The sequence below is a fragment of the Microbacterium deminutum genome (assembly GCF_039530205.1).
Taxonomy (GTDB): Bacteria; Actinomycetota; Actinomycetes; order Actinomycetales; family Microbacteriaceae; genus Microbacterium; species Microbacterium deminutum.
Genome location: NZ_BAAAOG010000006.1, coordinates 156,109 through 181,363 on the forward strand (window position 1 = coordinate 156,109; position 25,255 = coordinate 181,363).

The 25,255-nt window shown below is 67.7% G+C and carries 19 protein-coding genes; 10 read left to right on the forward strand and 9 right to left on the reverse strand.

Annotation, left to right across the window (positions count from 1 at the left end):
* Window positions 1–9 precede the first annotated feature (9 nt).
* Window positions 10–582, forward strand: coding sequence for a DNA-3-methyladenine glycosylase I (locus tag ABD212_RS14615; protein WP_344095894.1), 573 nt, complete (start codon window positions 10–12; stop codon window positions 580–582).
* Here the strand turns inward: ABD212_RS14615 and ABD212_RS14620 are convergent, their stop codons facing one another.
* On the reverse strand, window positions 583–1,146 hold the full coding sequence (locus tag ABD212_RS14620; RefSeq protein ID WP_344095896.1) for a TetR/AcrR family transcriptional regulator: 564 nt from the start codon (window positions 1,144–1,146) through the stop codon (window positions 583–585).
* 272 nt (window positions 1,147–1,418) lie between these two features.
* On the opposite strand from ABD212_RS14620, the gene ABD212_RS14625 reads away from it, so the two are divergent.
* From ABD212_RS14625 to ABD212_RS14640, 4 genes are all read left to right on the forward strand, one after another.
* Window positions 1,419–1,868 carry a hypothetical protein gene (locus ABD212_RS14625; RefSeq protein WP_344095898.1) on the forward strand — a complete coding sequence of 150 codons (450 nt, stop codon included), beginning with the start codon at window positions 1,419–1,421 and terminating at the stop codon, window positions 1,866–1,868.
* 11 nt (window positions 1,869–1,879) lie between these two features.
* A complete protein-coding gene (locus ABD212_RS14630; RefSeq protein WP_344095900.1) occupies window positions 1,880–2,743 on the forward strand; it encodes an MBL fold metallo-hydrolase in 864 nt (287 codons plus the stop codon).
* A gap of 9 nt (window positions 2,744–2,752) precedes the next feature.
* Window positions 2,753–3,559 carry an enoyl-CoA hydratase/isomerase family protein gene (locus ABD212_RS14635; protein WP_344095902.1) on the forward strand — a complete coding sequence of 269 codons (807 nt, stop codon included), beginning with the start codon at window positions 2,753–2,755 and terminating at the stop codon, window positions 3,557–3,559.
* A gap of 486 nt (window positions 3,560–4,045) precedes the next feature.
* Window positions 4,046–4,918, forward strand: a complete 873-nt coding sequence (locus ABD212_RS14640) for an alpha/beta fold hydrolase (RefSeq protein WP_344095904.1) — start codon at window positions 4,046–4,048, stop codon at window positions 4,916–4,918.
* Window positions 4,919–5,221: 303 nt separating this feature from the next.
* Here ABD212_RS14640 and arfB read toward each other — a convergent pair whose 3' ends face one another.
* Window positions 5,222–5,659, reverse strand: a complete 438-nt coding sequence (gene arfB / locus ABD212_RS14645; protein ID WP_344095906.1) for an alternative ribosome rescue aminoacyl-tRNA hydrolase ArfB — start codon at window positions 5,657–5,659, stop codon at window positions 5,222–5,224.
* 293 nt (window positions 5,660–5,952) lie between these two features.
* Complete coding sequence (locus tag ABD212_RS14650) at window positions 5,953–6,810, reverse strand: hypothetical protein (protein ID WP_344095908.1); 858 nt, start codon at window positions 6,808–6,810, stop codon at window positions 5,953–5,955.
* A 381-nt stretch (window positions 6,811–7,191) separates the two neighbouring features.
* On the opposite strand from ABD212_RS14650, the gene ABD212_RS14655 reads away from it, so the two are divergent.
* From ABD212_RS14655 to ABD212_RS14665, 3 genes are all read left to right on the forward strand, one after another.
* Window positions 7,192–7,734 carry a hypothetical protein gene (locus ABD212_RS14655; protein WP_344095910.1) on the forward strand — a complete coding sequence of 181 codons (543 nt, stop codon included), beginning with the start codon at window positions 7,192–7,194 and terminating at the stop codon, window positions 7,732–7,734.
* A gap of 30 nt (window positions 7,735–7,764) precedes the next feature.
* Window positions 7,765–9,771 (forward strand): ATP-dependent helicase, encoded by a 2,007-nt coding sequence (locus ABD212_RS14660; RefSeq protein WP_344095912.1) that lies wholly within the window; start codon window positions 7,765–7,767, stop codon window positions 9,769–9,771.
* Between the two features lie 108 nt (window positions 9,772–9,879).
* On the forward strand, window positions 9,880–14,679 hold the full coding sequence (locus ABD212_RS14665; RefSeq protein WP_425561284.1) for an NAD-glutamate dehydrogenase: 4,800 nt from the start codon (window positions 9,880–9,882) through the stop codon (window positions 14,677–14,679).
* Between the two features lie 797 nt (window positions 14,680–15,476).
* On the opposite strand, the gene ABD212_RS14670 is transcribed toward ABD212_RS14665, so the two are convergent.
* From ABD212_RS14670 to ABD212_RS14690, 5 genes are all read right to left on the reverse strand, one after another.
* Window positions 15,477–16,907, reverse strand: a complete 1,431-nt coding sequence (locus ABD212_RS14670) for a hypothetical protein (RefSeq protein ID WP_344095916.1) — start codon at window positions 16,905–16,907, stop codon at window positions 15,477–15,479.
* A complete protein-coding gene (locus ABD212_RS14675) occupies window positions 16,897–17,610 on the reverse strand; it encodes a TIGR03943 family putative permease subunit (protein ID WP_344095918.1) in 714 nt (237 codons plus the stop codon). Before ABD212_RS14675 ends, ABD212_RS14670 begins: the two co-directional genes overlap by 11 nt.
* Before the next feature lie 25 nt (window positions 17,611–17,635).
* Entirely contained in the window at window positions 17,636–18,688 is a 1,053-nt protein-coding gene (locus ABD212_RS14680) for a permease (RefSeq protein ID WP_425561281.1), read from the reverse strand.
* Window positions 18,645–19,058 carry a transcriptional repressor gene (locus ABD212_RS14685; RefSeq protein ID WP_344095922.1) on the reverse strand — a complete coding sequence of 138 codons (414 nt, stop codon included), beginning with the start codon at window positions 19,056–19,058 and terminating at the stop codon, window positions 18,645–18,647. Before ABD212_RS14685 ends, ABD212_RS14680 begins: the two co-directional genes overlap by 44 nt.
* Window positions 19,059–19,272: 214 nt before the next feature.
* On the reverse strand, window positions 19,273–19,983 hold the full coding sequence (locus ABD212_RS14690) for an FAD-dependent oxidoreductase (protein ID WP_344095924.1): 711 nt from the start codon (window positions 19,981–19,983) through the stop codon (window positions 19,273–19,275).
* Between the two features lie 300 nt (window positions 19,984–20,283).
* Here ABD212_RS14690 and ABD212_RS14695 point away from each other — a divergent pair, with 300 nt between their 5' ends.
* Together ABD212_RS14695 and ABD212_RS14700 are read left to right on the forward strand one after the other, a co-directional pair.
* Window positions 20,284–21,417, forward strand: a complete 1,134-nt coding sequence (locus ABD212_RS14695) for a glycosyltransferase (protein ID WP_344095926.1) — start codon at window positions 20,284–20,286, stop codon at window positions 21,415–21,417.
* A gap of 59 nt (window positions 21,418–21,476) precedes the next feature.
* Window positions 21,477–22,517, forward strand: coding sequence for a glycosyltransferase (locus ABD212_RS14700; protein ID WP_344095928.1), 1,041 nt, complete (start codon window positions 21,477–21,479; stop codon window positions 22,515–22,517).
* 233 nt (window positions 22,518–22,750) lie between these two features.
* Here ABD212_RS14700 and ABD212_RS14705 read toward each other — a convergent pair whose 3' ends face one another.
* Window positions 22,751–24,973 (reverse strand): glycoside hydrolase family 3 C-terminal domain-containing protein, encoded by a 2,223-nt coding sequence (locus ABD212_RS14705; RefSeq protein ID WP_344095930.1) that lies wholly within the window; start codon window positions 24,971–24,973, stop codon window positions 22,751–22,753.
* Between the last annotated feature and the right edge of the window lie 282 nt (window positions 24,974–25,255).

Consider the following 25,255-nt stretch of genomic DNA (forward strand, 5'->3'; position numbering starts at 1 on the left):
ACACCAGTCATGGGTGCGGATGTCATCGTCGGAGCTGACGGGCGCGGACGCTGCACGTGGGCCGAGACGGGTCAGTCCGGCATCCGCGACTATCACGACGACGTCTGGGGTACTCGGACGATCGACCAGAGCGCGATCTTCGAGTCCCTCACTCTTGGCGTCTTCCAAGCAGGGCTCAGCTGGTCGATCGTGTTCGGCAAGCGTGACGGCTTCCGCCGTGCCTTCCATGGTTTCGATGTAGTGACGACGACAGCCATGACGGACGCCGAGATCGATGAGCTGATGCGCGATCCGGCGATCATCCGCAACCGCGCCAAGATCACCGCCACGATCGCCAACGCGCACGCGCTGCATGGTGCATGGCCCGGCTTCCTCGACCTGCTCGACAATGCACGCACCGACCATGCCGCACCGCAGACGCTCGCCGACATCCCGACCTCGACGCCGGCGGCCGAGCGGCTGACGCGGGAATTGAAGTCCCGGGCGTTCCGCTTCGTCGGGCCCACGAGCGTCTACGCGTTCATGCAGAACGTCGGGGTCGTCAACGACCACCTCGCAGGGTGCTTCCGAGCCCCGAGCTGACTACGCTGCCGGCAGCTCGGCGGCCTGAGCGACGAGGTTGGCCGCGACCGTCTCGAACGGCTCGATGTCACGTTCCGCACGCGCCAGCACGACCGCGCCCTCGGCAGAAGCGACGGCGATCGTGGCGAAGGCCGCCGCTGCATCGGCCCGGATCCCGGCGTCGGCGAGCATCATGGACAGCTGTCGGCGGGATGAGCGGAACACGTCCCGGGCGTGGTCGACGATCGCCTCGACGTTCGTCGAGACCGTCACCGCGAGCACGGGGCATCCGGCCTTCATCTCCGAGCGGAGCAGCGTGTACCGCCAGATCTGAATGAAGCCGCCGACGATCATCTCCGGCGACGATCCCAAGAACCGGTCCATCCACTCCGTGTACCGCTGGCCCGTCAGGTCCACCGCTGCGACGATCAGTTCATCTTTGCCACCCGGGAAGTGGTGGTAGATCGAGCCGCGCGGCGCGCCAGTGGCCTCGATGACCTCCGACAGCGACGTACCCTGCAGGCCACTCGTTGCGAGAAGGTCCATCGCACCCTCGATCATCTGCTCGCGCGTCTTGCCGGCCATACATCAGCTCCTCTCAAGCCGCAGGTCCTCCTATGATCTACATCATAACAAATATGACGTGCAGTGCGGTTTGTCACCCGATCCACCATAGATGTCCGCTCCTGCTGACCTCGAGAAGGCCGCCATCCCGTTGCGTCTTCGCTTCCCTTGGTATGATGGGTCCCCTATCCAATGCGCCGATGGCGAACGACAGTGCCTTGAATATGAGGATTGGCATAGCGCATACTGTCCCGTGGGGGTCAGCTCGGCCCCGAGACCGGAGGAGCTTTGCCATGCCGATGATCGACATCTACGCAGTTGCCGGCACGTTCGCCGACCCGCACCAGGTCGCCCAGGACGCGGCCACCATCGTGAAGACCGTCGAGGCCGTGCCCGACATCCCGATGTTCCGGCAGAACACCGCGGGGTTCGTGCACGAGCTCCCGGCCGGGGCGATCTCCGACGCGGACGGCGCCGGTGACCACGTCCGGGTGCAGGTGCTCACCAATGACGGCGCGCTCGACCGGGACAAGCAGCTCGCCGTCGTCGCTCAGCTCACCGACCTCATCGTCACCGCTTCGGGAAACGAGGGCCTCCGTGACCGCACCTGGGTGCTGCTGACCCAGGCCGTCCCGGGCGGGTGGGGACTGTGGGGTCACGCGCAGACCAACGAGGAGCTCGTCACCGCGGCGCGTGCGGAGATCGCCGAGCTGCAGGCCAAGGCCGCAGCCCACGGAAACTAAGAGCAAGAGCAGTGACTTCCCTGAACGTGGACGTCTTCGTCTACCCGATGGAGCCCTACAACAGCCCCGATGCCTCGGGCGCCGGTGAGATCGTGACCTGGGCGCCGATGAGCTCCACCCTGATCTCCGGACCGACCGAAGCGATCCTCATCGACGCGATGCTCACCACCCACCACGCCGATGCGATCGCCGCCTGGGCGAAGACCTTCGACAAGAAGATCACCGGCATCTACATCACCCACGGGCACACCGACCACTGGGGAGGCGGCGGCCGACTGCTCACCCACTTCCCCGACGCCAGGCTGTACGCGGCTCCGGAGGTCGCAGCCCGCGCCGCGTGGGAGGCTGACGCGAACAAGAAGTCCAGGTACTGGAGCTCTCGATTCCCGGGTCAGCTGACAGACCCCCTGGTCGTACCCACGGTGTATCCGAGCAACGAGATCCTCGTCGACGGGAAGCCGGTGAACATCGTCCACATCGGGCAGGGCGACATCGACGGGTCGGTCGCCTTCTCCGTGCCGTCGATCGATGCGATCGTCGCCGGAGACGTCGTCTACAACAACGTGCACATGATGTTCTTCGAAGCCGACGAGCCCGGGCGCGACGCCTGGATCGAATCAATCGACAAGATCGTCGCCCTGAACCCGAAGATCGTCGTCGCCGGACACAAGTCCGTCGGCGCCGCCGATGCACCGGACAACCTCGCCAAGTCCCGGCAGTACATCCGCGACTTCAGCACGGTCGCCCGCCGCGGCGGCAGCGTCGAGGATCTCGTCAACGGGATGCTGGAACTCCACGGCGAACGCGACCAGAACCACACCCTCTGGATCTCCGCACGCGCCGAAGTCGCCCGCCGCCAGGCCGCTCAAGTCTGAGGACTCCACGTGAGCCGCTTCATCCTGAACCGGCCGGACCCAGGACTGCTGTACGCCGAGTACGACAATCCGCCGGTGAACCTCCTCGACGACGACACCGTCGCGGAGCTCGACGAGCTGGTGAGCATCCTCGAACAGGATGCCCACCTACGCGTCGTCGTCATCCGGAGCGCGAACCCGCACTTCTTCATGGCCCGCTACGACGTGGGTAGTGCAGCGGCGGGGGACCCGCTGGCACGGCTGCACCGCTTCGCCGACATCACCGACCGCCTCGCCCGGGCGCCTGTCATCTCGATCGCCACAATCCGGGGGCGGGCACGGGGCGGCGGAAACGAGGTCGCCCTGGCCTGCGACCTCCGCTACGGCTCCCTCGAAAACACGATCCTCGCCCAGCCCGAGGTCCCCTTAGGGCTGATCCCTGCCGGCGGCGGCATCGAACGGCTCGGCCGGCTCATCGGACGATCACGCGCCCTCGAAGTGATCGCCTCCGGCAACGACTACGACGGGCCCACCGCGGAACGATATGGGTGGGTGAACCGTGCCCTTCCAGACGACGAGCTCGACCGATTCGTCGACCAGCTCGCGCACCGCCTCGCCAGGTTCGACCGGGTCGCGCTCGCCACCACGAAACACCAGCTCAACCGACACACGCTCGTCCCCGCCCACGAGATCGCCGAAACCGTCCGTGCACTGCCCGCCGTGATCGCCGATGCCGACCCGGACCGCCGAGAAGCCATCCGGGAACGCGCGGCCGCGGACCCCCTCGCGTTCGAACTGGATCTCGGCCCGCTCATCGGCGGGCCATTCAACGACTGACTCCGACGCCGGTCTCTGCTGCCACCATGGACGAGCTTCCCGCTGACCGGTGGCCGCACCATTCGAGATGTGCGCGGGGGGACCCTCCAGCGACGCCCCGCGCGGATCCGAAGCATGACACCCGTTACCACGCCCGCGGCGACGAAGTGCCGCCGCTACAAGCATGAAGAGGATGTAGCGCGCCTCGGTCGCGGCGCCGTCGTCGGAAGAGAGTCCGACCGTCGAGAGCGAGCTTCACGAACACCAGCGAAACGACGAGGCCCAGGAGAGCGACGACCGCCGCGACGGCTCGCCCGGAGCGTGCGCGATCGTCGATGGCTCGTTTGTCTCGCCACGACCGCAACCTATCTCGCGAGCGTCCGCCCCACCACTCCGAAATCGGGCCAGTCCGCCGCCCCCGAGCGTTTCGGTCAGAGACCCTCTGGCGTAGTGCAGATTCCGCGTCGTAGCATCCGGTGAGTTGTTTGCCATGGAGGAGGCCCGTCAGTGACGCAACACACCCTCGAGCTACCCGAGGTCGACCTGGTCTTCGACGTCCACGGTCCTTTGCCGCCAGCGGATGGCCAGCCGCCGCTGGTCATGATCGGCCAGCCGATGGACGCCAGCGGGTTCCAGGCGCAGGTGAAGCTGTTCGAGGACCGCACCGTCGTGACCTACGACCCGCGCGGCCTCGGCCGGAGCAAACGCAAGGACGGCGGCGTCACGAACGAGCCCGAGACCCAGGCTGACGACGTCCACGCGATCATCGTGGCGCTCGAGGCCGGCCCGGTGGAAATGCTCGCCAGCAGCGGCGGCGCGGTGACCGCGCTCGCGTTGGTCACCGCATACCCGGACGACGTGTCGACCCTGGTCGCACATGAGCCGCCCATCGACTGCGTGCTGCCGGATGCGGAGGCTGTCCAGCGGGCCCGGGCGGCCTACACCCAGGTGTACCAGGACAAGGGCTGGGGTGCCGGCATGGCCGCGTTCATCGCGATGACCTCGTGGGAGGGCGAGGTCACCGATGAGTACCTCTCCCAGCCGGCGCCGGACCCGGCCGCGTTCGGGATGCCGACCGCGGACGACGGCACGCGGGAGGACCCCCTGCTGTCAGACCGATCCTGGGCGGTTGTCCACTACCAGCCAGATCTCGAGGCCCTGAAGGCAGCGCCGACCCGGATCGTGGTCGCGGTCGGGGAGGAGTCGATGAAGGTCTACACCGGTCGGACCGCGATCGCATTGGCCGAACGGCTCGGCCAGCAGGCGACGGTCTTCCCCAGCCACCATGGCGGCTTCATGGGTGGCGAGTTCGGCTACGCCGGCCAGCCCGAGGCCTTCGCCGCCAAACTCCGCGAGGTGTTGAACGAGGCTTCAACCTAGTTCACTCGCCGGAAATTCCCGGCAGGTCGTCCCGTCCTCCGTGCGTCGAGCGAGGTTCCCGGGTGATCGGGATCGACCTCAAGACGATCTGGACGACGCTCGTTTGGGTGTGTGCGCGTCACGTTATCCACTCGATCTTCATGATGCGGTTCCCGCGCACAGAACGATCCATTCCGGCCTTTCCTCATAGGGATCCCCCCAGCGAACACAGGGGCTCGGGTGTGCGCGGGGACGGCGTTCCTCGTGCGTATCGGAGGAACGCCGTGTTCAGTGTCCCGCCGTCCGAGGGTTCGCCTCGCGTGCTCAGTCGTGGGGTGGTCGACGCAGCCGTTTGACGTCCGTGCGCCGCTTCTTCGCTTTCAGTCGCCGTTCCTTGGCGCCCCGACCCGCAGTAGTCGGTCGTCGCGACGGGGCGGGCGGCCGCAGGGCGTCGGCCACTAGGGCGGCCAGTCGAACGCGCGCCGCGTTCCTGTTGCGCAGCTGTGCGCGGTGCTCGGACGCGCTGATCGTCAGCACTCCGTCGACGAGGCGGCCGCGCAGACGCTCGAGGAGTCGCTCTCGCTGGAGCGGCGAGAGGACTGCCGAGCCTGCCGCGTCCCATACCAGTTCCGCCCGAGAGTCGGCGGTGTTCACGCCTTGCCCGCCGGCGCCGGAAGAGCGCGAGAACCGCCAGGACAGCTCGGAGTCGGGGATCGTGATTCCCGAGTTGACCCGAAGACCGGGACGGTGGGCGGCGGGCATGGATCCATCATCCTCTTGCGTTCCGGTGCGCCCGCACGCGGACCCGCGATCGGGCGGCTTACGACGACCGCAAAGGCGCCGTGGTTGTCACGCATCGTCGGCCGCGACGTATCGGACCAGCGGGTGGGGCGGCCGGCGCCGCCTCGACTGGCATCACATCAGTCGCGCAGCACCTGGTCCAGATGCGCGCGCATAAGCCGATCGCGTGACTCCGACACTCCGCGGCGCTACGGTCCGCGACGTGCCGGCGCCTACCCGGGCGGAAGCTGAGAGAGTCGCGTGCCGCCGCCGGATCACCTGTGACGAACGATGATGGTGGTGCTGATCGAGTCGCCGATCAGAATCGTGTGCCTTCCCGGCGTGAACGGGTGCAGGAGCGCGACCCAGCCATGCGCGACAGACAGTCCTTCCGATCCGCCCGGCAGCCCGAAAATGTTGTCATCGGGCAGCACGACATTGAGAAGCGGGGTTTCGGAATCGACAACTCGCACTCGCTTCCCATCGACGGTCACCGTGGGGGCGACAGCCGGGTCGCCCGCCCTCGCGCACGCCCGGAGTTCGGATTCCGTCGTCCCGTTTGCTTCGAACGTGCTGCACTCGAACGATGACGCCATCACGAAGATCTTCGTCCCCGGCTTCACGGTGCAGGACTCGACACCGTCGGGTGCGAACGGCGCAACAGCTCCGCGAAGTTCTATGCACGCGAACGCGGGGCCACCGCTGCCGAACGGGTTCTCGGCGCTCGGTGTTTCGAACACCGTCGTCCACACCGCGGTGAGATCGTGACGAAGCTCCTTCGTCGGGACCGAGCTCCCCATTGCCGCTACCGCCAATACGACGCTTGTAGCGAGCGACAGGTTGCCGCTCAGGACGCATCGGCGGTCGCGTCTTGTTTCACCCCTGGTGTCACGTTTCAGGCGCTCATCCCGCCCGGCCCCCGCGAGCGCACGGGAGCCGAAGAGGCAGCGGCGCTGGTCGCCGGCTGGTTCGCGGACTCGACGGAGCTTCACCTCGTCGAGTCGAGGACAGAGGAAGTCAGCGACCGGCTCCACATCGCGTACAGGTTCGAAGGCGTCGAAGATCAGGAGCCCTACGTCGTCGAGCAGCACCTCTTCTGCATCCTTGCCGGCGGCGTCATTGAACGCGCGCATCTGCTCTGTTCCGGCTTTCGGCCTCGCGATCGAGCCTGAATACGCACGCCTGCGGCAGCGTTCGGTAATCAACGGTGGCGAGTAGTCGAACGGCGACACGTTCACTGGGACGTCGATTCTTCAAAACCAAGCGCAACAGCTTCCGGGTCCGGGCCAGGTGACTGCCGACCGCATCGTGGCAAACTCACGAACGGGAGCCTTTACGGCGAGGTCCTCGCATTCGAGAATTCGACGCCGCCGAGCGTCGGCCTGGTCTCGCCTAGTGAGGCAGGAAGCCCGCATGATCACTCCCAGGGCCCCTCCCCACCGCGGGTCTCCGGACCGCGAGCGGACACGCGCGCCCAGCACGCCGCCACCCCGATCAATCCGATCGGCAATGCGATGCGGATCAACATCCTCGGCGAAGGTGAAACCGACTATCTCCGCTTCGCCGATTTCACCACCGACGTGCAGAGCGCCCTCGGTCGGCCACTGACCTCGACAGTGGCCAGCGGAGCCGCCAGCGATATCTGCATGCGCAGCGCCCCCATCAACGCAGTGACGCTTGAGGAGATTCGCCGGCTGGCGCAGTCGATCCTGACCAGCGGATGTCGCTTCACCTACGCGTCGAACCAGGAGCAGTTCAGAACCCCGCGCGTCGACATCCTCAGCCTCGGCACCATCATCCAGCAGCACCGCATCGCCGACCCGAGCGATCCGGGCAACCCCCGATCGGACATGGGAGGTCTGGGTCGTCGACATGTTCTCACGCGTGAGTATCGCCTGCCGCGCTCAGAACACCGCTCCCGGGTCGCACTCGAACCATCGGCGGCCGGCGTTCGCAGAGGGACCCTCGGGGGCGGGTGCCGCCGCACGTCGCATACCGCTCGAGCCCGGTCATACGGGCCCGCGTTGGCATCTCCGCGATCTCGCCGTGATGGCTGAGTGTCCGGGGGTCTCGTTACCGTCACGTGCGTGGCAGTTTGTGATGCGCTGGCCGGGCTGGATCCGGCGCAGCTTGAGGCGGTGGAGCACGGTGATGGACCGCTGGTGGTCGCGGCGGGGGCGGGCACCGGGAAGACGCGTGTGCTGACCGCGCGGGTTGCGCGGCTGCTGGAGGCGGGGGTGATGCCGGAACGGATCCTGCTGTTGACGTTCACTCGGCGCGCGGCATCCGCGATGCTCTCTCGCGCTGCGGTGATGTGCGGCGACGCGCGGGCGGCGCAGCGCATCGCCGGCGGCACGTTCCATGCCGTCGCGCACCGCATCGTCGCGGAGCACGCGCAGCATCTGGGGCTGGCGGATGTGACGGTCATCGATCCCGATGACGTGATCGACCTGATCGACCTGCTGCGCGGAGAGCACGGGCTCGATGGCACCGAGGTGCGGCTGCCCACGACACGCACCATCGCCGAGATCGCCTCCCGCGCGATCAACACCGTGACGCCGGCCCGCGTCGTTATCGAAGAGCAGTTTCCCTGGGCGCTGGAGCAGGCCGACCAGGTCGCCGGCCTGTTGCGCCATTACCGCGACCGCAAGCGCGAGCGCGGCCTGCTGGACCTGGATGATCTGCTCATCGCGTGCCGGGCGCTGGTCGCTGACCCCGATGTCGGAGCCCGGCTGCGGGCGCGTTGGGACTGGGTGCTCGTCGACGAGTATCAGGACGTAAACCAGCTTCAGGTCGACATCGTGCGGGGTCTCAGTCCCGACGGCCGCGGGCTCACGGTCGTCGGCGACGACGCGCAGGCGATCTACGCGTTCCGGGGGGCGAGCGCCGGGCACCTGCTCGAGCTCATCGACGCGTACCCCGACGCCACGCTGGTGCGCCTGGAACGCAACTTCCGTTCCACGCAGCCGATCCTCGACCTCGCGAACCAGGTGCGCCCCGGCGCACTGCGGCTGCGGCTCGTCGCCGACCGTCCGCAGCCGGGCGCCCGGCCGACGCTGGTCAGCTGCCGCAACGCCGACGACGAGGCCCGCACCATCGCGGACCGCATCCTCGCCGCGCACGTCGATGGCACGCCCCTGCACTCGCAGGCCGTGCTGATGCGCACCGGATCCCACAGCGCGCAGCTGGAGGTCGAGCTCAAGGTGCGGGGGATCCCGTTCCACAAGTTCGGCGGGATCGGCTACCTGCAGACGTCGCATGTCCGCGACCTGCTGGCGAGCTTCCGAGTGATCCTCAACCCGGCAGACGAGGTGTCCTGGTACCGGCTGCTCACCCGGCACCGCGCGGTCGGCAAAACGAGTGCCCGCGCACTCGCCAGGATCCTCGCGGACGGGGGCGTCGATCGCACCACCGACGCGGTCGCGGCGGCACCGGCGAAGGCGCGCACCGGGCTCGCGTCGACCCTGTCGCTGCTCGGCGCCGTCGACGCCACGACCGCCGTTCCGCAGCTGGTCGAGGCATGCCGGAACGCGGTGGATCCGCTGCTGCGCGCGAACTACCCGGATTGGCACCGTCGGGTGACCGACCTCGACGGCATCGCGCAGGCCGCCGCTGGGCAGACCGATCTCCGCACGTTCGTCAGCGAGCAGGCGATCGACCCGGTGAACGTCGCCGGTGACTGGGCGAAGCCACCACATCTCGACGAGGACTGGCTGACCCTGTCCACGATCCACTCCGCGAAGGGCCTGGAATGGGACACGGTGCACCTGCTGCGCGCGAACGACGGCGCGATGCCTTCCGACATGGCCCTCAGCTCGCCCGTCGGCCTCGCCGAGGAGGAGCGCCTGTTCTACGTCGCGCTCACCCGCGCGCGCGACACCCTCGACGTGTACGTGCCCTCGCAGCTGCCCACCCATCCCACAGCGTTCACCGCCAAGCACGTCACCGCCAAGCCCAGCAGGTTCCTGACCGAGCCCGCACGCGCTCTCATGGAGTCGGTCATCACCGCCGCCGTCTCCCCCGAGCCCGCGGTCAACCGGGCCGTCGCGGCGCCGCGCGTGCGCACCGACGCGTTCGACGAACTATTCGCCTGATCTGCAGCCAGCCGGGTCAGCGCCGACGGTGAAGGCGTAACCCGAGGCGCCGCACCGGAGTAAATTTCGTGAGGGGATCGACGCGACATGCGATCGCCAGATCGGACGATGAGGTTCATGAGCAGCACAACCGGATCCCGTGCGATCGACGACGCGATCGCCGCTCTCGACCCAGAGCTCGCGTCGGGTTTGACGCGCATCATCGGCGGCCTCCACCCCGAGGATCTGGCGGAACGCGAACCTCGTGACGTGGTCGGCGCCGCGCTCTCGATGCGCTCCCTCGCCGCGCGTCGCGACCGCGGGCAGACCCGGATCGCCGTCTTCACACCGACGCTCAGCGAGGATGGATGGACGTCGCGGCGCACGATCGTGAACATTTGCACCGATGATTCGCCCTTCCTCGTGGATTCGGTCATCGCGGCGGTCGCTCGGCAGGGCCTTGCGGTGGACCTGCTCGTGCATCCCATCGTCGAGGTGCGCCGAAGCGCGAACGGCGAACTGCTCGAGATGGGTGCCCCCGGTGGTGAACTCGAGTCGTGGATCCACCTGGAGGTCGATCGCGTTCCGACCAGCGAGGGCCGACACCAGTTGGAACAACGTCTGCGGTCGGTACTGGGTGATGTGCACGCGGCCTTCGACGACTGGCAGGCGATGCGCCGGGCCTGCCTCGACGTCGTCACCGACCTGCGCACCGCGCCGCCGGCGACGGCCGACCCCGCCACGGTCCGCCCGGCCATCGACTTCTTCAGCTGGCTCGCCGACGACAATTTCACGTTCCTCGGCTACCGCGAGTACCGGCTCGAGACCGGCGAAGACGGTGAGGACGTGCTCGTTCCGTTGTCGGACACGGGCCTCGGCGTCCTTCGCAAGCCCACCACCGCGATCGCGCGCCTGCGGCCCGAGGCGCAGCGGACCGCGCGCGATCCGCGCCTGCTCACGATCACCAAGGCGAACTCCCGCGCCACGGTGCACCGCGACGTCTATCTGGACTACATCGGCGCGCGCACATTCGACGAGGTCGGCAACGTCACGGGCGAGCGGCGCTTCCTCGGCATGTTCACCTCGGCGGCCTACGCCGCCTCCGTGTCCACGCTCCCCATCGCCTCGACCAAGGTGGAGGCGGTGCTCGAGGCATCCGGATTCCCGCCCCTGTCCCACTCCGGCAAGGATCTCCTGCAGATCCTCGAGCAGTATCCTCGTGACGAACTCTTCCAGGACACTCCGGAGCACCTGCTCGAGGTGGCCACCGAAGTGGGCCGCCTACGCGACCGCCGCCGCGCGCGCGCGTTCCTGCGCCGCGATGAGTTCGGCAGGTTCGTGTCTGCACTCGTGTATCTGCCGAAGGACCGTTACAACACCACCGTGCGGCTCCGTATCGAAACATTGCTGCGGTCGGTGTTCGCCGCCGAGAGCGTCGATCACGCCACGTGGGTCGGCGATGCTCCACTGGCGCAGCTGCACTTCGTGGTGCGCGTGCCGCGCGGCTCGTCGCTGCCAGACGTCGACGAAGCCGCATTGCAGAGGGACCTGACGAATGCCGTGCGGGGCTGGGATGAGGCGCTCGTCGACGCGCTCCACCATGCCCACGGCGAAGATGAGGCGGCCCGCCTGCTTGGCCGCTATGGCGAGGCGTTCCCGCTGGCGTACAAGGAGGCCGTCACGCCGGAGGAGGCGCTTGACGACATCGCGCTGCTCGAGAGCCTCGAGGCCACAGAGTTCGCGGTGCACCTCAACGTCCCGGAGCACGACGACCCCGGCCAGCGCGTGCTCACCGTCGTCTCGCACCGTGAGTACCCGCTCACGCAGGTGCTCCCGATCCTCACCGACCTCGGCACCGATGTCGTCGACGAGCACCCGTACGTCGTTACCCTCCCCGGCGGCGACGTACGCCACATCTCCGACTTCGGGCTGACCGCGCCGAGTGTGGACGGCGGTAGCGCCGAGCGGTGGAACGACCCGGCATGGGGTCGGGACTTCGAGGACTCGTTCGGCGCGTCCTGGACCGCTGCTGCCGAGAGCGATCGCCTCAATTCCCTCGTGTTGCTCGCCGGCCTCGACTGGCGCCGGATCGTCATCCTGCGGTCAATCGCGATGTACCTGCGGCAGATCGGGTCCGCCTTCTCCGTCGAATACATCGAGGAGGCACTGGTCGCGAACCCCGTCCTCGCGGGCGACTTGGTCCGTCTGTTCGAGCTCCGCTTCGATCCGGCTCTCGAACGAGACCGGACGGCGAAGACGGATGCGGCGGAGGCCGAGCTGCTGCGTGCGCTCGACGGTGTCTCGAGTCTCGACGACGACCGCATCCTCCGTTCCTTCATCGGGGTGATCGCCGCGACCTGGCGCACGAACTTCTACCAGCCGGCATCCGACGGCTCGCCAAAGCCGTGGGTGTCGATGAAGCTCGACTGCGCCCGCGTTCCGGGCCTGCCGAAGCCGCACCCGATGGCCGAGATCTGGGTCTACTCGCCCGAGGTCGAGGGCGTCCACCTGCGCTTCGGAAAAGTCGCGCGGGGCGGGCTACGGTGGAGCGACCGCCGCGAGGACTTCCGGACCGAGGTCCTCGGCCTCGTCAAGGCGCAGATGGTGAAGAACGCCGTCATCGTGCCCACCGGATCCAAGGGCGGGTTCTTCGCGAAGCGTCTCCCGGCGCCCAGCGGCGGGACGGCATGGCTCGAAGCCGGCAAGGCCGCCTACCGCACCTTCATCCGCGGTCTGCTCGACGTCACGGACAACCGCGTGGGAACCGACATCGTGCCGCCCCGAAACGTGGTGCGGCATGACGGCGACGATTCCTATCTGGTGGTCGCGGCCGACAAGGGCACCGCCTCCTTCTCCGACATCGCCAACGCGATCTCAGAGGGATACGGCTTCTGGCTTGCTGACGCATTCGCGTCCGGCGGATCGGCAGGATACGACCACAAGGCAATGGGGATAACGGCCCGCGGTGCGTGGGAGTCTGTCAAACGGCACTTCCGCGAACTTGGTGTGGACACCCAGACGGAGGAGTTCACGGTCGTGGGCGTCGGCGACATGTCGGGCGACGTGTTCGGCAACGGGATGCTGCGGTCGCCCCACATCCGACTGGTCGCGGCGTTCGACCACCGCCACGTGTTCGTCGACCCGCACCCGGATGCCGCGGCATCCTTCGCGGAACGTCAGCGCCTTTTCAACCTGCCCGGGTCCTCCTGGGACGACTACGATCGCGCGCTCATCTCCGCTGGTGGCGGGGTGTTTCCGCTCACACTGAAGTCGATCGCCGTCACGGCCCAGATGGCCGAGGCGCTCGGCCTCGACCCCGCGGTGACGACCCTCACGCCGCTCGAGCTCAAGAAGTCCGTCCTGCTGGCCCCCGTCGACCTCTTCTGGAATGGCGGCATCGGCACGTACATCAAGGCGAGCGACGAAACCGACGCTGAGATCGGCGACCGCGGCAACGACGCGATCCGTGTGAAGGGCAACCAGCTGCGGGTGCGGGTGGTCGGCGAGGGCGGCAATCTCGGCGTGAGCCAGCGCGGTCGCATCGAGGCTGCCCAGTCCGGCGTCAGCATCAACACGGACGCGATCGACAACTCGGCGGGAGTGGGCACATCGGACCGCGAAGTGAATATCAAGATCCTGCTCGGCGCCGTCGAACGCGCCGGACGGCTCGACCGGGACGCCCGCAACGAACTCCTCCGCTCCATGACCGAAGAGGTCGCCGTGCAGGTGCTGCGCGACAACTACGAGCAGAACGTGCTGCTCGGAAACTCGCGCGCCAGCGCAGCCGTGATGCTGCCCGTGCATGAACGCCTGATGGAGGTGCTCGAAGAGCGCGACGAACTCGACCGAGAGCTCGAATTCCTTCCGAGTCCCGCTGAGGTGCAGGTGCGCGTGGCCGACGAGCGCGGCCTCACCCGACCCGAGTTCGCCGTGCTCGTTGCCTACGCGAAGCTCGCGCTCAAGACCGACCTCACCGCAACCGACCTCGCCGATGACCGCTGGTTCGCGGGTACGCTCGCCGAGTACTTCCCCGAGCCGATCCGGGACGGGTATGCGGGAGACCTTGCCGCGCATCCGCTGCGCACCGAGATCATCGTGAACTCGGTCGTCAACTCGATGGTCAACCGGGGCGGCATCACTTTCGCATCCCGGGCAGCGGATGAGACGGGTGCGTCGAGCGAGCAGATCGCCCGCGCGTACGTTGCGGTGCGGGAGATCTTCGACCTGCGCGGTTTCTCCATCGCCGTCGAGGCCACCGACAACGCGGTGCCCACCGCGGTGCAGACCGATCTCTACCTCACGTTCCGGCGGCTGCTCGATCGCGCCACGCGCTGGTTCGTCCAGCACCGCCCCGACGGGTTCGACATCGGGAGGCAGGTCGAGGACTTCCGACGTCCGATCATGTCGCTCTGGGCGGATCTCGGCGACCTGCTGCAGGGCGGCGATCTGCGACGCTTCGAGGGGCGGATGCTCGAGCTTCAGGAGGCCCGCGTTCCCGCAGACCTCGCGCGACACGGAGCGGGCGTGCTCGACGCGTTCTCGCTGCTCGACGTCGTCGAGTGCGCGCGCCTGCGCGGGTGGGACATGCGGGAACTGGCCGCCCTCTACTTCGCGCTGTCGGCCCGACTGCGGCTCGAGCAGATCCTGACGAAGACGACCGCGCTGCCGCAGAGCGACCGATGGGGGTCGATGGCCCGTGCGACCATGCGCGACGACCTCTATGCCGTGATGATCGAACTCACTTCGACGATCGCCCAGCAGACCGCACCGATCGAAGCTGCGGCGCGCATCGACGCATGGCTCGACCAGGGCGGTCCATTGGCCCGGCGCACGCTGGAAGAGGCGCTCGAGGCCGCACACGCCGAGGACGGCTCAGGGCTTGCCACCCTCTCTGTGGCGGTCAGGCGTCTGCGTTCGCTCGTGCGTTGAAACCCCCGGCCCGGTACTCGCCGGTACGCAGCCGGGTGTGGGGGGCTATCTTTCCCACCTCGCCCGCACGGATCTGCGGCCGAGCCGTGACGGTGACCCCATCCTCAAACTGCTGAGTTCGTCCATCAGCATCGGAAGGGTCAGCCCGTTGTGCTGCGACAAGTTCGACATCGACTTTACGGCCGGTCGCGTCTTTCAGCGCCGCCGCGTACCGATCGACGAACCACGTGCATCCCGGACAATCGTCGGGTTGAGTTGTACGGGATCGAGTCGCCAATCGCGACCAAGCGAAGTGCGGGGAGCCCCGATGCGGTCGCCGCAGGTTGCGCGGACGTGACCGGGACGTGCTGGTCGGTCCGCGACAGGCCGGGTTCACGCTGTTCCAGGTCTGCCCGAATCACAGCCGACCGCACACTGGTCGCCGCCAACCCAAATCGTTCGCACTGATGTGCGATGTGGTCACGCGCTCGCACAGCGACGAGCGAGTCGATCTCGTCCGATGACGCGCTAAGAAGATCGATCGCGGCGGAGCGCATTCCGGCCGTCAGCATCCGGTGGCAGAGCACGCCGGGAAGCCACGCGCAGCGAAAGTCGCTGTTCCGGCCGCCGAACATCGCCGCAACTGCATCCGCCACACTGTCAATTCGGGTCGCCGTGCCATCTCTCCTCCGTCGTCCCCGCCGAAGGCAAGGGTTCGACGATACTCCCGGATAGACACCGACGCGACGCGGCGATGTCACTTGTGCGGGACGCCCGATGATCGACCCATCATCAGACGGCTCCGAAGGTGGTGGGGCTCACTGCACGAGCGGGGGTGGCACCTGGCACCACGATAGGTCGAAGCCTTCGAGATTGGTGACCTCGTGGCCGTCGGCCAGTTCGATGATGCGCGTCTCCACGGTGCGCGGTATGGGCAACAGGTACCTGTCGTAGGGGTTGTCGACGACGTGCGGAGCGACCAGTACCGCGGCGTAGCGGCCGCTCGGCGATAGGCACGTATGCATCAGCACGTCGCCGGCGCCGACTGTGTACAGCTTGGTCGCTGTGCCGTCGACCGCGACGCGGTAGAGGTTCGTGACGCCGGCGTCCGGGTTGGCGTCGTCGAAGACGAAGGTGGGACGTACGGTGCCGGCGTGTGCGCCGGGGAGCGGCGTGACGATCCCGTTCACGCCGGCGACCTCCTTCGCGGCCACGAGCGGCTGTTGCTTGCCGTCGGTGAGGTCGATCTGCGCCATCCCGTCAGCCTTCTGGATGACGGCCACCGACGCTCCCCGTGCTATGCCGTCGATCGCGAGGCCTTTCCCTAGATCGGTCGCGCCGGCGCCGTCGGCGGCGCTCAGCAGCATCGTGCCGTTGTAGGTCAGGACGAGAATGCTGTCGGTGTCGGGTACGAACCGCCAGTCGGCGACGCGTTTCTCTTTCCCAGGCACGTCGACGGCGGTCGGCTTCTTGGTCGCCGCCTCGTCCTTCGCCGAAGCGACATACAGGGCACTCTCCCGGGTGCCGCCGCTTCCGAGATCGGCGTCGAAGAAGGTGTACCCGATGAGCTCACCGCGATCGGCCGCCTGCAGCGACATGATCGTCCCCGGTCCTGGCACTGGCAGTTCCCGCTGATGCCGGCCCTCGAGGTCGGTCACCAGCAGCACCGCGTGTCCGGCGTTGTCGAGCGTCGAGACGACGAGGTGCCCGGATGTGGCGCGGAAATCCTCGATGTGCCGGGAACGAAAGACCGTCGTCGTGGTTCCTGTCGTCAGTCCGGTGCGCACGATGACGTCCCCCGCGGGCGAACGCCGCAGCAGAAATGCCGACAGCGGCGGGGTGCGGAAGTGCTCGGCGATCGTCGTGGCGGGTCCGCCGCCGCGTCCGGCAACGTCCGTGATGCGCACGGTGTACCGAGCGTCGTCGCGCAGCGGCAGCGTGAACCGGAGCCCAACACTGCGACCGGAGGTGTCGATCGTGAAGGGGGTGGCCGGGGTCACCCGCACCTGCGCGGGGTCGACTTTCTCGAGCGACTGGTTCGTCGTGACGATCAGACGCGAGCCGGACACGGCGACGCCCGCGCCGGGATCGATTTGCACGTGCGTCACGCGTGGTCCCTGGGCCGAACTGGCCGCGGCACCCGCGAGCCCGGTGACGCCGAGCACGGCGAGCACGGCGGCGAACGCCCCGACGAATGCTCGTGTACGGCGCTGACGCACGTGCTCGCGTCGCGTCGGCTCAGTACTCATACGGGTCTCTCGGCTCGGGGATCGCCTTCACGTGGGTCGCGTCGATCTCCAGCGTGCCGTCGGATGCGGTGCGGACCGTTCCGGTGATCGACACCCACCTGCCGTTGCCCGGGAACCCGGTCGTCGTCGTCACCGGCAGGGTCGCCACCTGGGCGTCGATCACGCAGTGGGTGATGACGAGCCGGGTCAGCTCGAACGATCCCGAGCTCTTCGCGGGAGTGACGAACCCGGTGAGTGTCACGGCGTCGCCCTCGAACGCATCGGGATTGGTGGCGGTCGCGAAAACGCTCGCCCAGTCGCCCACGCCGAACTGCGTCGTATCGCCGTGCGTGGCCAGGCTTACCAGGTCGGCTCCGGCGAACAGCGGAGCCGAGCCCACGTCGCGGGTGGTGGCGATCTCAGCGGAGAGGGATGCCGGCGGCACCAGCAGAATCGTCAGCGCGACGCCCGACGCGATGACGCCACCGGCTACGGAGGCCGCGCCGGCGACGGGGTGCCGACGGTCTTCGTGGTCGTGGTCGTGGTCGTGCCCGTGGTCCTCCTCCGCGCCGAGTGGCAGCGCGAAACTCGCGACGGCTCCGACCAGCAGCAGCACCGCCATCGAGACCGCGAACCAGTTCGACGAGGGTGCGATGTACAGCGCGAGTCGGCCGGTCAGCGCCAGGGCAAGGGTCACGACGGCGAGGCAGGAGGCCAGTCCCACCCCGAGCCAGCGTGTGGCGAGCGAGCTACGCAAGGAGATTCACCCCCACGCCGATCGTGAAGGCGGAAAGGATGACCGTGACGACGATCCCTACGAGCACCCGGGTAGTAAAGGTCGTTCGCAGCAAGGCGAGCATCTTCACGTCCACGAGCGGGCCGACGAGCAGGAACGCCACGATCGACCCCGGGGTGAAGGTCGATGCGAACGACAGCGCGAAGAACGCGTCGACGTTCGAGCAGATCGAGACGATCATCGCGAGTGCGATCATGGCGACGATCGAGAGCACTGGGCTCGACCCGATCGCGAGCAGCGTGTCGCGTGGCACGAGCACCTGGACAGCGCCGGCGAGCGCCGAGCCGATCACGAGAGCCGGCATCACCGCGCGCAGTTCGATGACGAACTGCACGAGGCTGCGGCGCCCGCGCCCGCCCGGCTCATCCACAACGAGTTCGCAGGTCTCCCGGAAGCGGTCGGCGAGGAGGCCATCCGGATCGGGATGCCGACTGTAGAGCCAGCCGATCAGGTTGGCGATGGCGTACCCGCCCACCAGACGCGCGATCAGGATGCCGTCGCTGAAACCGAACGCCTGGTGAGTGGTGATGATGACGATCGGATTCACGATCGGCGCCGCGATCAGGAATGTCAACGTCTCCGGCACGCTGAATCCGCGCATGAGCAGGCCGCGGGCGAAGGGCACGTTGCCGCACTCGCAGACCGGGACCACCATGCCGAGCAGCGACATCACCGCCCGCCGCGCCCAAGCCCGCCGCGGCATCCATCGCTCGATCGCGCCCGGCGGAATCCAGACCTGCACGATGATGGACAGCACAACGCCGAGCGCGACAAACGGCAGCGACTCGATGAGCACGCTGATCGCGAGCGTGAGACCGTCCTGCGCCCTGGTGGGCAGCGACGGCAACCATCCGGGCACAACCGCGACGACGGCGAACAGCACCGCGACGGCCGCGACGCCGACGCCGACGCCTTTCGTGCGGGCCCCCCAACGCGACGAGGGACGCGCGGACGCGCGAGTCTCAGTCGCCACGCAGGCCGCTCCTGAGCTCGTCCTCCGCCGCATGCCAACTGGTGCAGGCGGCGGATAGCCTAAAGCGGTCCGCCACGTGCTCCGTTGCGGCCAAGCGCTGCGGCGAGGCGGTGCGTCGCATCCACTGAGCGGCTTCCGTCGCCGCGATCTCGACGGCGACGCCGCACGAACGACACATGAGATGGTTGCGCCCCGCCGCTGGACGGCCCGAGTACAGCGCCTTGCCGTATCGACTGTGCCGCGAGTCCGCCTCGGCGAGACACTGGCGATACCCGTTCTCGAGAGAAAACCGAGTGCGCTCCTCGAGCAGGGCGCGATGAGGCTTTGATGCAGTGGGCCAGCCGCGAGCGCCGCCAAGGGCTTTGCGCGCGCGTTCGGTCTGCCGGGTGGTGCGCGGGATCACAGCGTGATCGTAGACGCCTGCCCTGGGTGGGTGCCGGGAACGGCGTAGGCGGCTAGGGGTGTCGGAATGACGCGCGGGTTGTCGCAACACCAACGAACGGACTGAACAGACCATCAGGAGGATGTCGACGCGCCCCGTTTCGTCCGGAAGTAGGACTCGGCGACATCGATCTCGTCGAGCTGTTCCAGGATCTCCCCGGGGGTTCCGTCGCCGATCATCTTCTGCAGGAATCGGCTGTGGTCGAAGAACAGGTCTCGGATCGGCCGGACGGGGGCGGGGATGTGATGGAAGATCTTGCCGAGCTTGTAGGCGATGTCGACCTGTAATGCGGTGTGTGCTCGGCGGGGTGCTTCGTGGCGTCGGGGGTGTCGTCGAACGTGAATCCGCCGATGATGTGCAGGTTGTGCTCGCGCTTGGGAGCGTCGCCCCACAACGTGCGCCGGACCAGCGAGTCGATCCCGTCCGCGCCGACGAGCAGGTCGGCGTCGAGGGTGCTGCCGTCCGCAAGGCTGAGGCGCACTGCGGTCTCGTCCTGTTCGAAGGAGGTGACCCGGGTGTTGGTGCGCGGGATGCCGTCGGGGATGCTGGCCAGCATCCGGCTGTGGAGCTGGGGGCGCAGCATCCCGATGAATCCGCCGCCGTACTGATCGACGACGTCCTGCGGAAGGTGGACGACGGCACGCACTTTGCCGGAAGCGCTGCGGAACTCCGACTGGCAGGGCGCGCCGAGGTCGACGGTGTCGACCCCGAGCAGCCCGAGGTCCTTGATGGGCGGTGGCCAGAGGTTCAGGATGTTGCCCGCGGGTCGAGCGGCGGGGTACCGCTCGACCATGATGACGTCGTGCTCGATCTGGGCGATCGACAGCGCGGCCGCCATTCCGGCCCGCCCTGCGCCCATGACGACGACGCGTCCTTCTCGTGCCATTTCGTACTCCTCGTCGAGTGGTGATCGGGGGAGTGTCAGATCTCGGTCTGCGCTATGACCGTGCCGCTTCGAGGCTGAGCGAATGCCCGACGGCTGTCTCGGGGTGTACAGGTCGACGATCGGGCGGCGCGGAAGGCTTGCATGAGCATGGTGTAGTGTGCGCAACAGAGCGCGGCGGCTTCGTCCCGACGCGTAAACCGGACCGCGGCGGCGTTGTCGTTGTTCCACGAGGGATGCCGTTGGCAGACGTCTCGAAGAAACTCGGCGTCCACGACTCCGGGCCGACAGAGATCGGTCGCCATGACCCACTTCGGCTTTTTGTCCACCTATCCGCCGACGAGGTGCGGGCTCGCCACCTTCACGGAGTCGCTCGCCGGTGCACTCGCATCCGGCGATGCGCGCGAGCCCACAATCGTGCGTGCTCTCGATATCCGCGATGGCGCACCCACCCCGCATGTGATCGGCCGGATCCCTGTCGACACGGAGCTCATAGCGGGCAACCGGGTGAGCCTGCGTGCGGCCGTCCGTGCGCTCGAACGGTGCGATGTCGCAATCGTGCAGCACGAGTACGGCATCTACGGCGGGCCGGACGGCGACGAAATCATCCCCCTCCTCAGATCGCTGGCGACTCCGGCGATCGTCGTGCTCCACACTGTTCTCAAGGCGCCGAGCCCCCACCAGCGAGCAGTCCTCGAGACGGTGTGCAAGCTCGCCGATACCGTGGTCGTGATGACCGACAACGCTCGCGACATCCTGAGCCGGTCGTACACCGTCAAGACGTCCAAAGTGCGCGTCATCCCCCACGGAGTGCCGGTGCCGCGCACCGCCTCGACGGGGAAGCACACCGGCTCGAAGCGGATCCTGACCTGGGGGCTCATCTCGCCGGGGAAGGGTCTGGAGTGGGGGATCCGTGCGATCGCACAACTGCGTCAGGACATCCCCTCGCTCGAGTACGTCATCGCCGGCGAGACCCACCCCAAAGTGCTCGCACACGAGGGCGAGCAGTACCGGGACGGGCTGCAGAAGCTCATCGTCGACCTCGACGTCGCCGACGTCGTGACGCTCGATGACCGCTATCTCGACGCCGCACAGCTCGCGGACCTGGTCGCGGATGCGGACGTTGTGCTGTTGCCGTATGACTCGCGGGATCAAGCGACCTCCGGTGTGCTGATCGAGGCTGTAGCCGCGGGCATCCCCGTGGTTGCGACCGGATTTCCACACGCAGTCGAGTTGCTGGGCCGGGGCGCGGGCCTCATTGCGCGACACCAGGACCCCCAGTCGATGGCCGAGGCCATCCGTGCGATCGTCGGAGCAGAGACGACCGCCAGGCAGATGCATGACGCGGCGCTGCGTGACACACACGATTCGTCGTGGCCCGCAGTTGCCGACCAATACCGGGCGATCGCAGATCGCATGACGGCTGTCGCCGCGTGACGGAACACGCAAACCGCCCGCGTTCAGCGGACAGGCTCTCGTTCTCTCATCTCCTGGCGATGTCCGACGACCACGGAGTCTTCGAACATGCCCTCTTCGATGTGCCGCGCACCGACCACGGCTATTGCGTCGACGATGTGGCTCGTGCGCTCGTCGTCCTCCTGAACGAACCTGAACCGACTCCGGAGCTTGGCCGGCTCACGGACACGTGCCTCCGATTCCTGGAGGATGCCGTCGCCGTCGACGGCCGGACGCATAACCGCATGGCAGCCGGCGGTGGCTGGACGGACGCGCCCGCACTCGGCGATTGGTGGGGACGAGCGGTGCGCGCTCTCGGCGCTGCAGCCCTCAAATCCCGAACTGAACAGGCACGCACGCGAGCGCTCACCGCGTTCCATCGTGCGGCTTCCGTGCGATCGCCGCACGGAAGGGCGATGGTGTTCGCAACGCTCGGAGCAGCGGACGTGCTGAGCGGGAACTCCAAGGATCTCTCCGCTCGCGCCCTGGTGTTCGACGGGATCTCATCGATCGCGATACCGATGGACGATCACTGGCAATGGCCGGAACAGCGCCTGCGCTATGCAAATGCCGCGCTCCCGGAGGCCCTTCTGGCCGGTGGGACAGCCGTAGACAACCCCGGCATCGTCGGCCGCGGACTTGCAATGCTGCGATTCCTCCTGGATGTCGAGACAAACCGTGGGCACCTGTCCGTCACTGGTACGGACGGACGCGGCCCCGCACAGAGATCGGCCCAGTTCGATCAGCAGCCGATCGAAGTCGCGGCGATCGCGGATGCCTGCGCGCGCGCGTTCGACATCACCGCCGAGCCCGCGTGGCGCGATGGCGTCGCCGCCGCCTGGGCATGGTTCACAGGCGAGAACGACGCTTCCAGTCCCATGTTCGATCCCGAGTCGGGCGCCGGCTTCGACGGGCTCGAGGCCGGCGGGCGCAACGAGAACCGCGGCGCGGAGTCGACCCTGGCGGCGCTGAGCACGTACCAGCAGGCCAGGCGCCTCGGCGTCCTCGAGCTGGTGCCGACCTCTGCGGCCTCGGCGCATCCGTCCCCACCCGCCAGTGATCTCTCGACGTCCATCAGCTGACGGAACGAGCTCGAGCCGCGGAGTCCGATTGCGGGACGGCTTACGCTGTGGCGGTTTAGTGCCGGTTGGTCCGCTGGATGGTATCGGCATGCGCCGACACTCTCGTGCGCGAGCTCACATTGCTGGCGGATCGCATTGCACCGCCTGCCGTCACGGATCGCACACTGGATACCCTGCTGCCAGGGGAGGGCATCGACATCCGTGTTTCCGGGGAGGATCCGCAGTGCGATAGTTCAGTGCTTGCGAGCCTTTTCGACCAACGCCACGATATCGGCGCGGGGGAGGGGGAAACCGTCCAATCGGCCGACGGGGAAGTTCGCGAGCATCTTGACGAAGTCCTCCTGGTCGCCGTACTTGGCCTCGACGACTGCCGCGAGTTCGGGGCCGACGATCGGATCCGCCAGCACCTCCTCGAAGGACGACTCCAGCGAGATCGGGAACGACACCGCGTCGCCCTCGACGTCTACGACGGTCGACGCGCGCAGGTCGCGGCTCGATGCCCCCACTTCCACGACGTAGCGGCCGCCTTCGACCACCCAACCGTCCACGCGCACATCCCAGTAGGCCAGATCTGCGCGACGAAGGGTGAGAGACACCTCGGTCGTCTCGCCGGGCTCCAGAGGCACGCTTGCGAACGCCTTCAGCTCACGCGGCGGCCGCTGCACCGCCGATCCCGGAAGGGACGTATACACCTGCACGACCTCTCGTCCCGCGACAGACCCGGTGTTCGTCACGGGGACGGTCACGATGACGTCGCCGACAGCGTCTACGGATGCTCTGGCATCGCCGATCTCGAACGTCGTGTAGGACAGCCCGTGCCCGAACGGGTAGCGGACGTCGAGGCCTTTCGCGTCATACCAGCGATAGCCCACGAGCAGGCCCTCACCGTAGCGGACGTGTCCGAACTCACCCGGGAAGTTGCCGAACGCCGGGGTGTCCTCCAGCCGCAGCGGAATCGTCTCGGCGAGCTTGCCCGAGGGGTTGACGGCACCGTAGAGCACGTCGGCGACAGCGCTTCCGCCCGCCTGGCCGAGCAGCCATGTCTCGAGGATCGCCGGCACGCGGTCGGCGAACGGGAGCGCCACGACACCGCCGTTCGAGAGCACCACGACGACCTTCGGATTCGCGTTCAGCACCGCGTCGAGGAGCTCCAGCTGCACGGCGGGCAGGTCGATGTGCTCCCGGTCGAAACCCTCCGACTCTTCGGCCGCCGGCACGCCCAGGAATACCACCACGACGTCCTTCTCCGCCGCGAGCGCTGCGGCATCCTGACGGAGCGCTTCGGCGTCTCCCGAAGCGTGGATCGTGAAGCCCGGCGCGAAGAAGACGTTGTCCTGCCCGCCGTAGCCGACCATCGTATCGAGCGCCTTGTCGAGCCGCGTCGGGTTGATCTGCGAGGAGCCGGCCCCCTGGAAGCGCGGCTCCTCTGCGAAGGCGCCGATGACCGCGACAGACTGCGATGCGGTGAGCGGCAGGGTGGCACGGTCGTTCTTCAGGAGCACGATCGAGCGTCCGGCGACCTCTCGCGCGAGGGCGTGGTGAGCGTCGATGTCAAGCGGCCCATCGGCCGCGGGGCGCGCCTGCGCCTTTCGGACCAGTTCCAGCAGGCGCCCGGTCACGACGTCGAGCGCGGCCTCATCGAGGCGCCCCTCGCGCACTGCGGCGATGACCTCGGCATCGGTGCGTCCGCTGCTGGATGGCATCTCGAGGTCGAGGCCGGCGGCGACGCCAGCGACGCGGTTGTTCACAGCGCCCCAGTCCGAGACGACGATGCCCTCGAACCCCCACTCTTCGCGCAGCACGTGCGTGAGCAGCCAGGGGTCCTCGGACGTGTGGATGCCGTTCAGCCGGTTGTAGGAGCACATCACTGTCCATGGCTGGGCGTCCTCGACGACACGCTGAAAACCACGCAGATAGATCTCGCGCAGCGGCCGAGGGTCGACGTCGGCGGACACTCGCAGTCGGTCGGTCTCCTGGTTGTTCGCGGCGAAGTGCTTCAGCGACGACCCCACGCCCTGGGACTCGATGCCGCGCACCAGGCCCGTCCCCATCACACCCGACACGATGGGGTCTTCGGACATGTACTCGAAATTGCGGCCGCACAGCGGCGACCGCTTGATGTTGATTCCCGGTCCGAGGATGATGGCGACGTCCTCGATGGCCGACTCGACGCCGAGCGCCACGCCCACGCGCTCCGCGAGCTCGGGGTCGAAAGATGCGCTCAGCCCGACGGCGGGAGGGAAGCAGGTCGCCGGCACGCTGCCCGCGAGACCGAGGTGGTCGGTCTCGCCGCTCTGCTTGCGCAGCCCGTGCGGGCCGTCCGTCATCATGATCGACGGGATGCCGAGACGGTTGACGGATTTCGTGGTCCAGAAGTCCGCGCCGCTCGCCAGCGAAGCCTTCTCTTCGAGGGTGAGATCCGTGGCGCTCACGGTTGCGGCGGCAGCTTCGGTCATGGGGGCGACTCCTTCGTCAGACCGACGGCCCGCGTCTTCGCGATCGAGCGGCGCAGGACCTTGTGCCTGGAAACTTTATAGGGCAAAGTTTTCGAGAACAAGGGTGGTCACCGCCGGCGGTCGGAGATCGTCTCGCCCCATCGCCATGGATCTTCGCCAAAGGAGGCAGGTATGTCGTCAGTCAGCGGTTCGGCTGCGGGGATGCCGTCGGGTATGACGTCGGCGAGCAAGACGGTCGGTCATCACGAGCATCATTGGTTCAGGGAGCCGACGGAGCCGGCG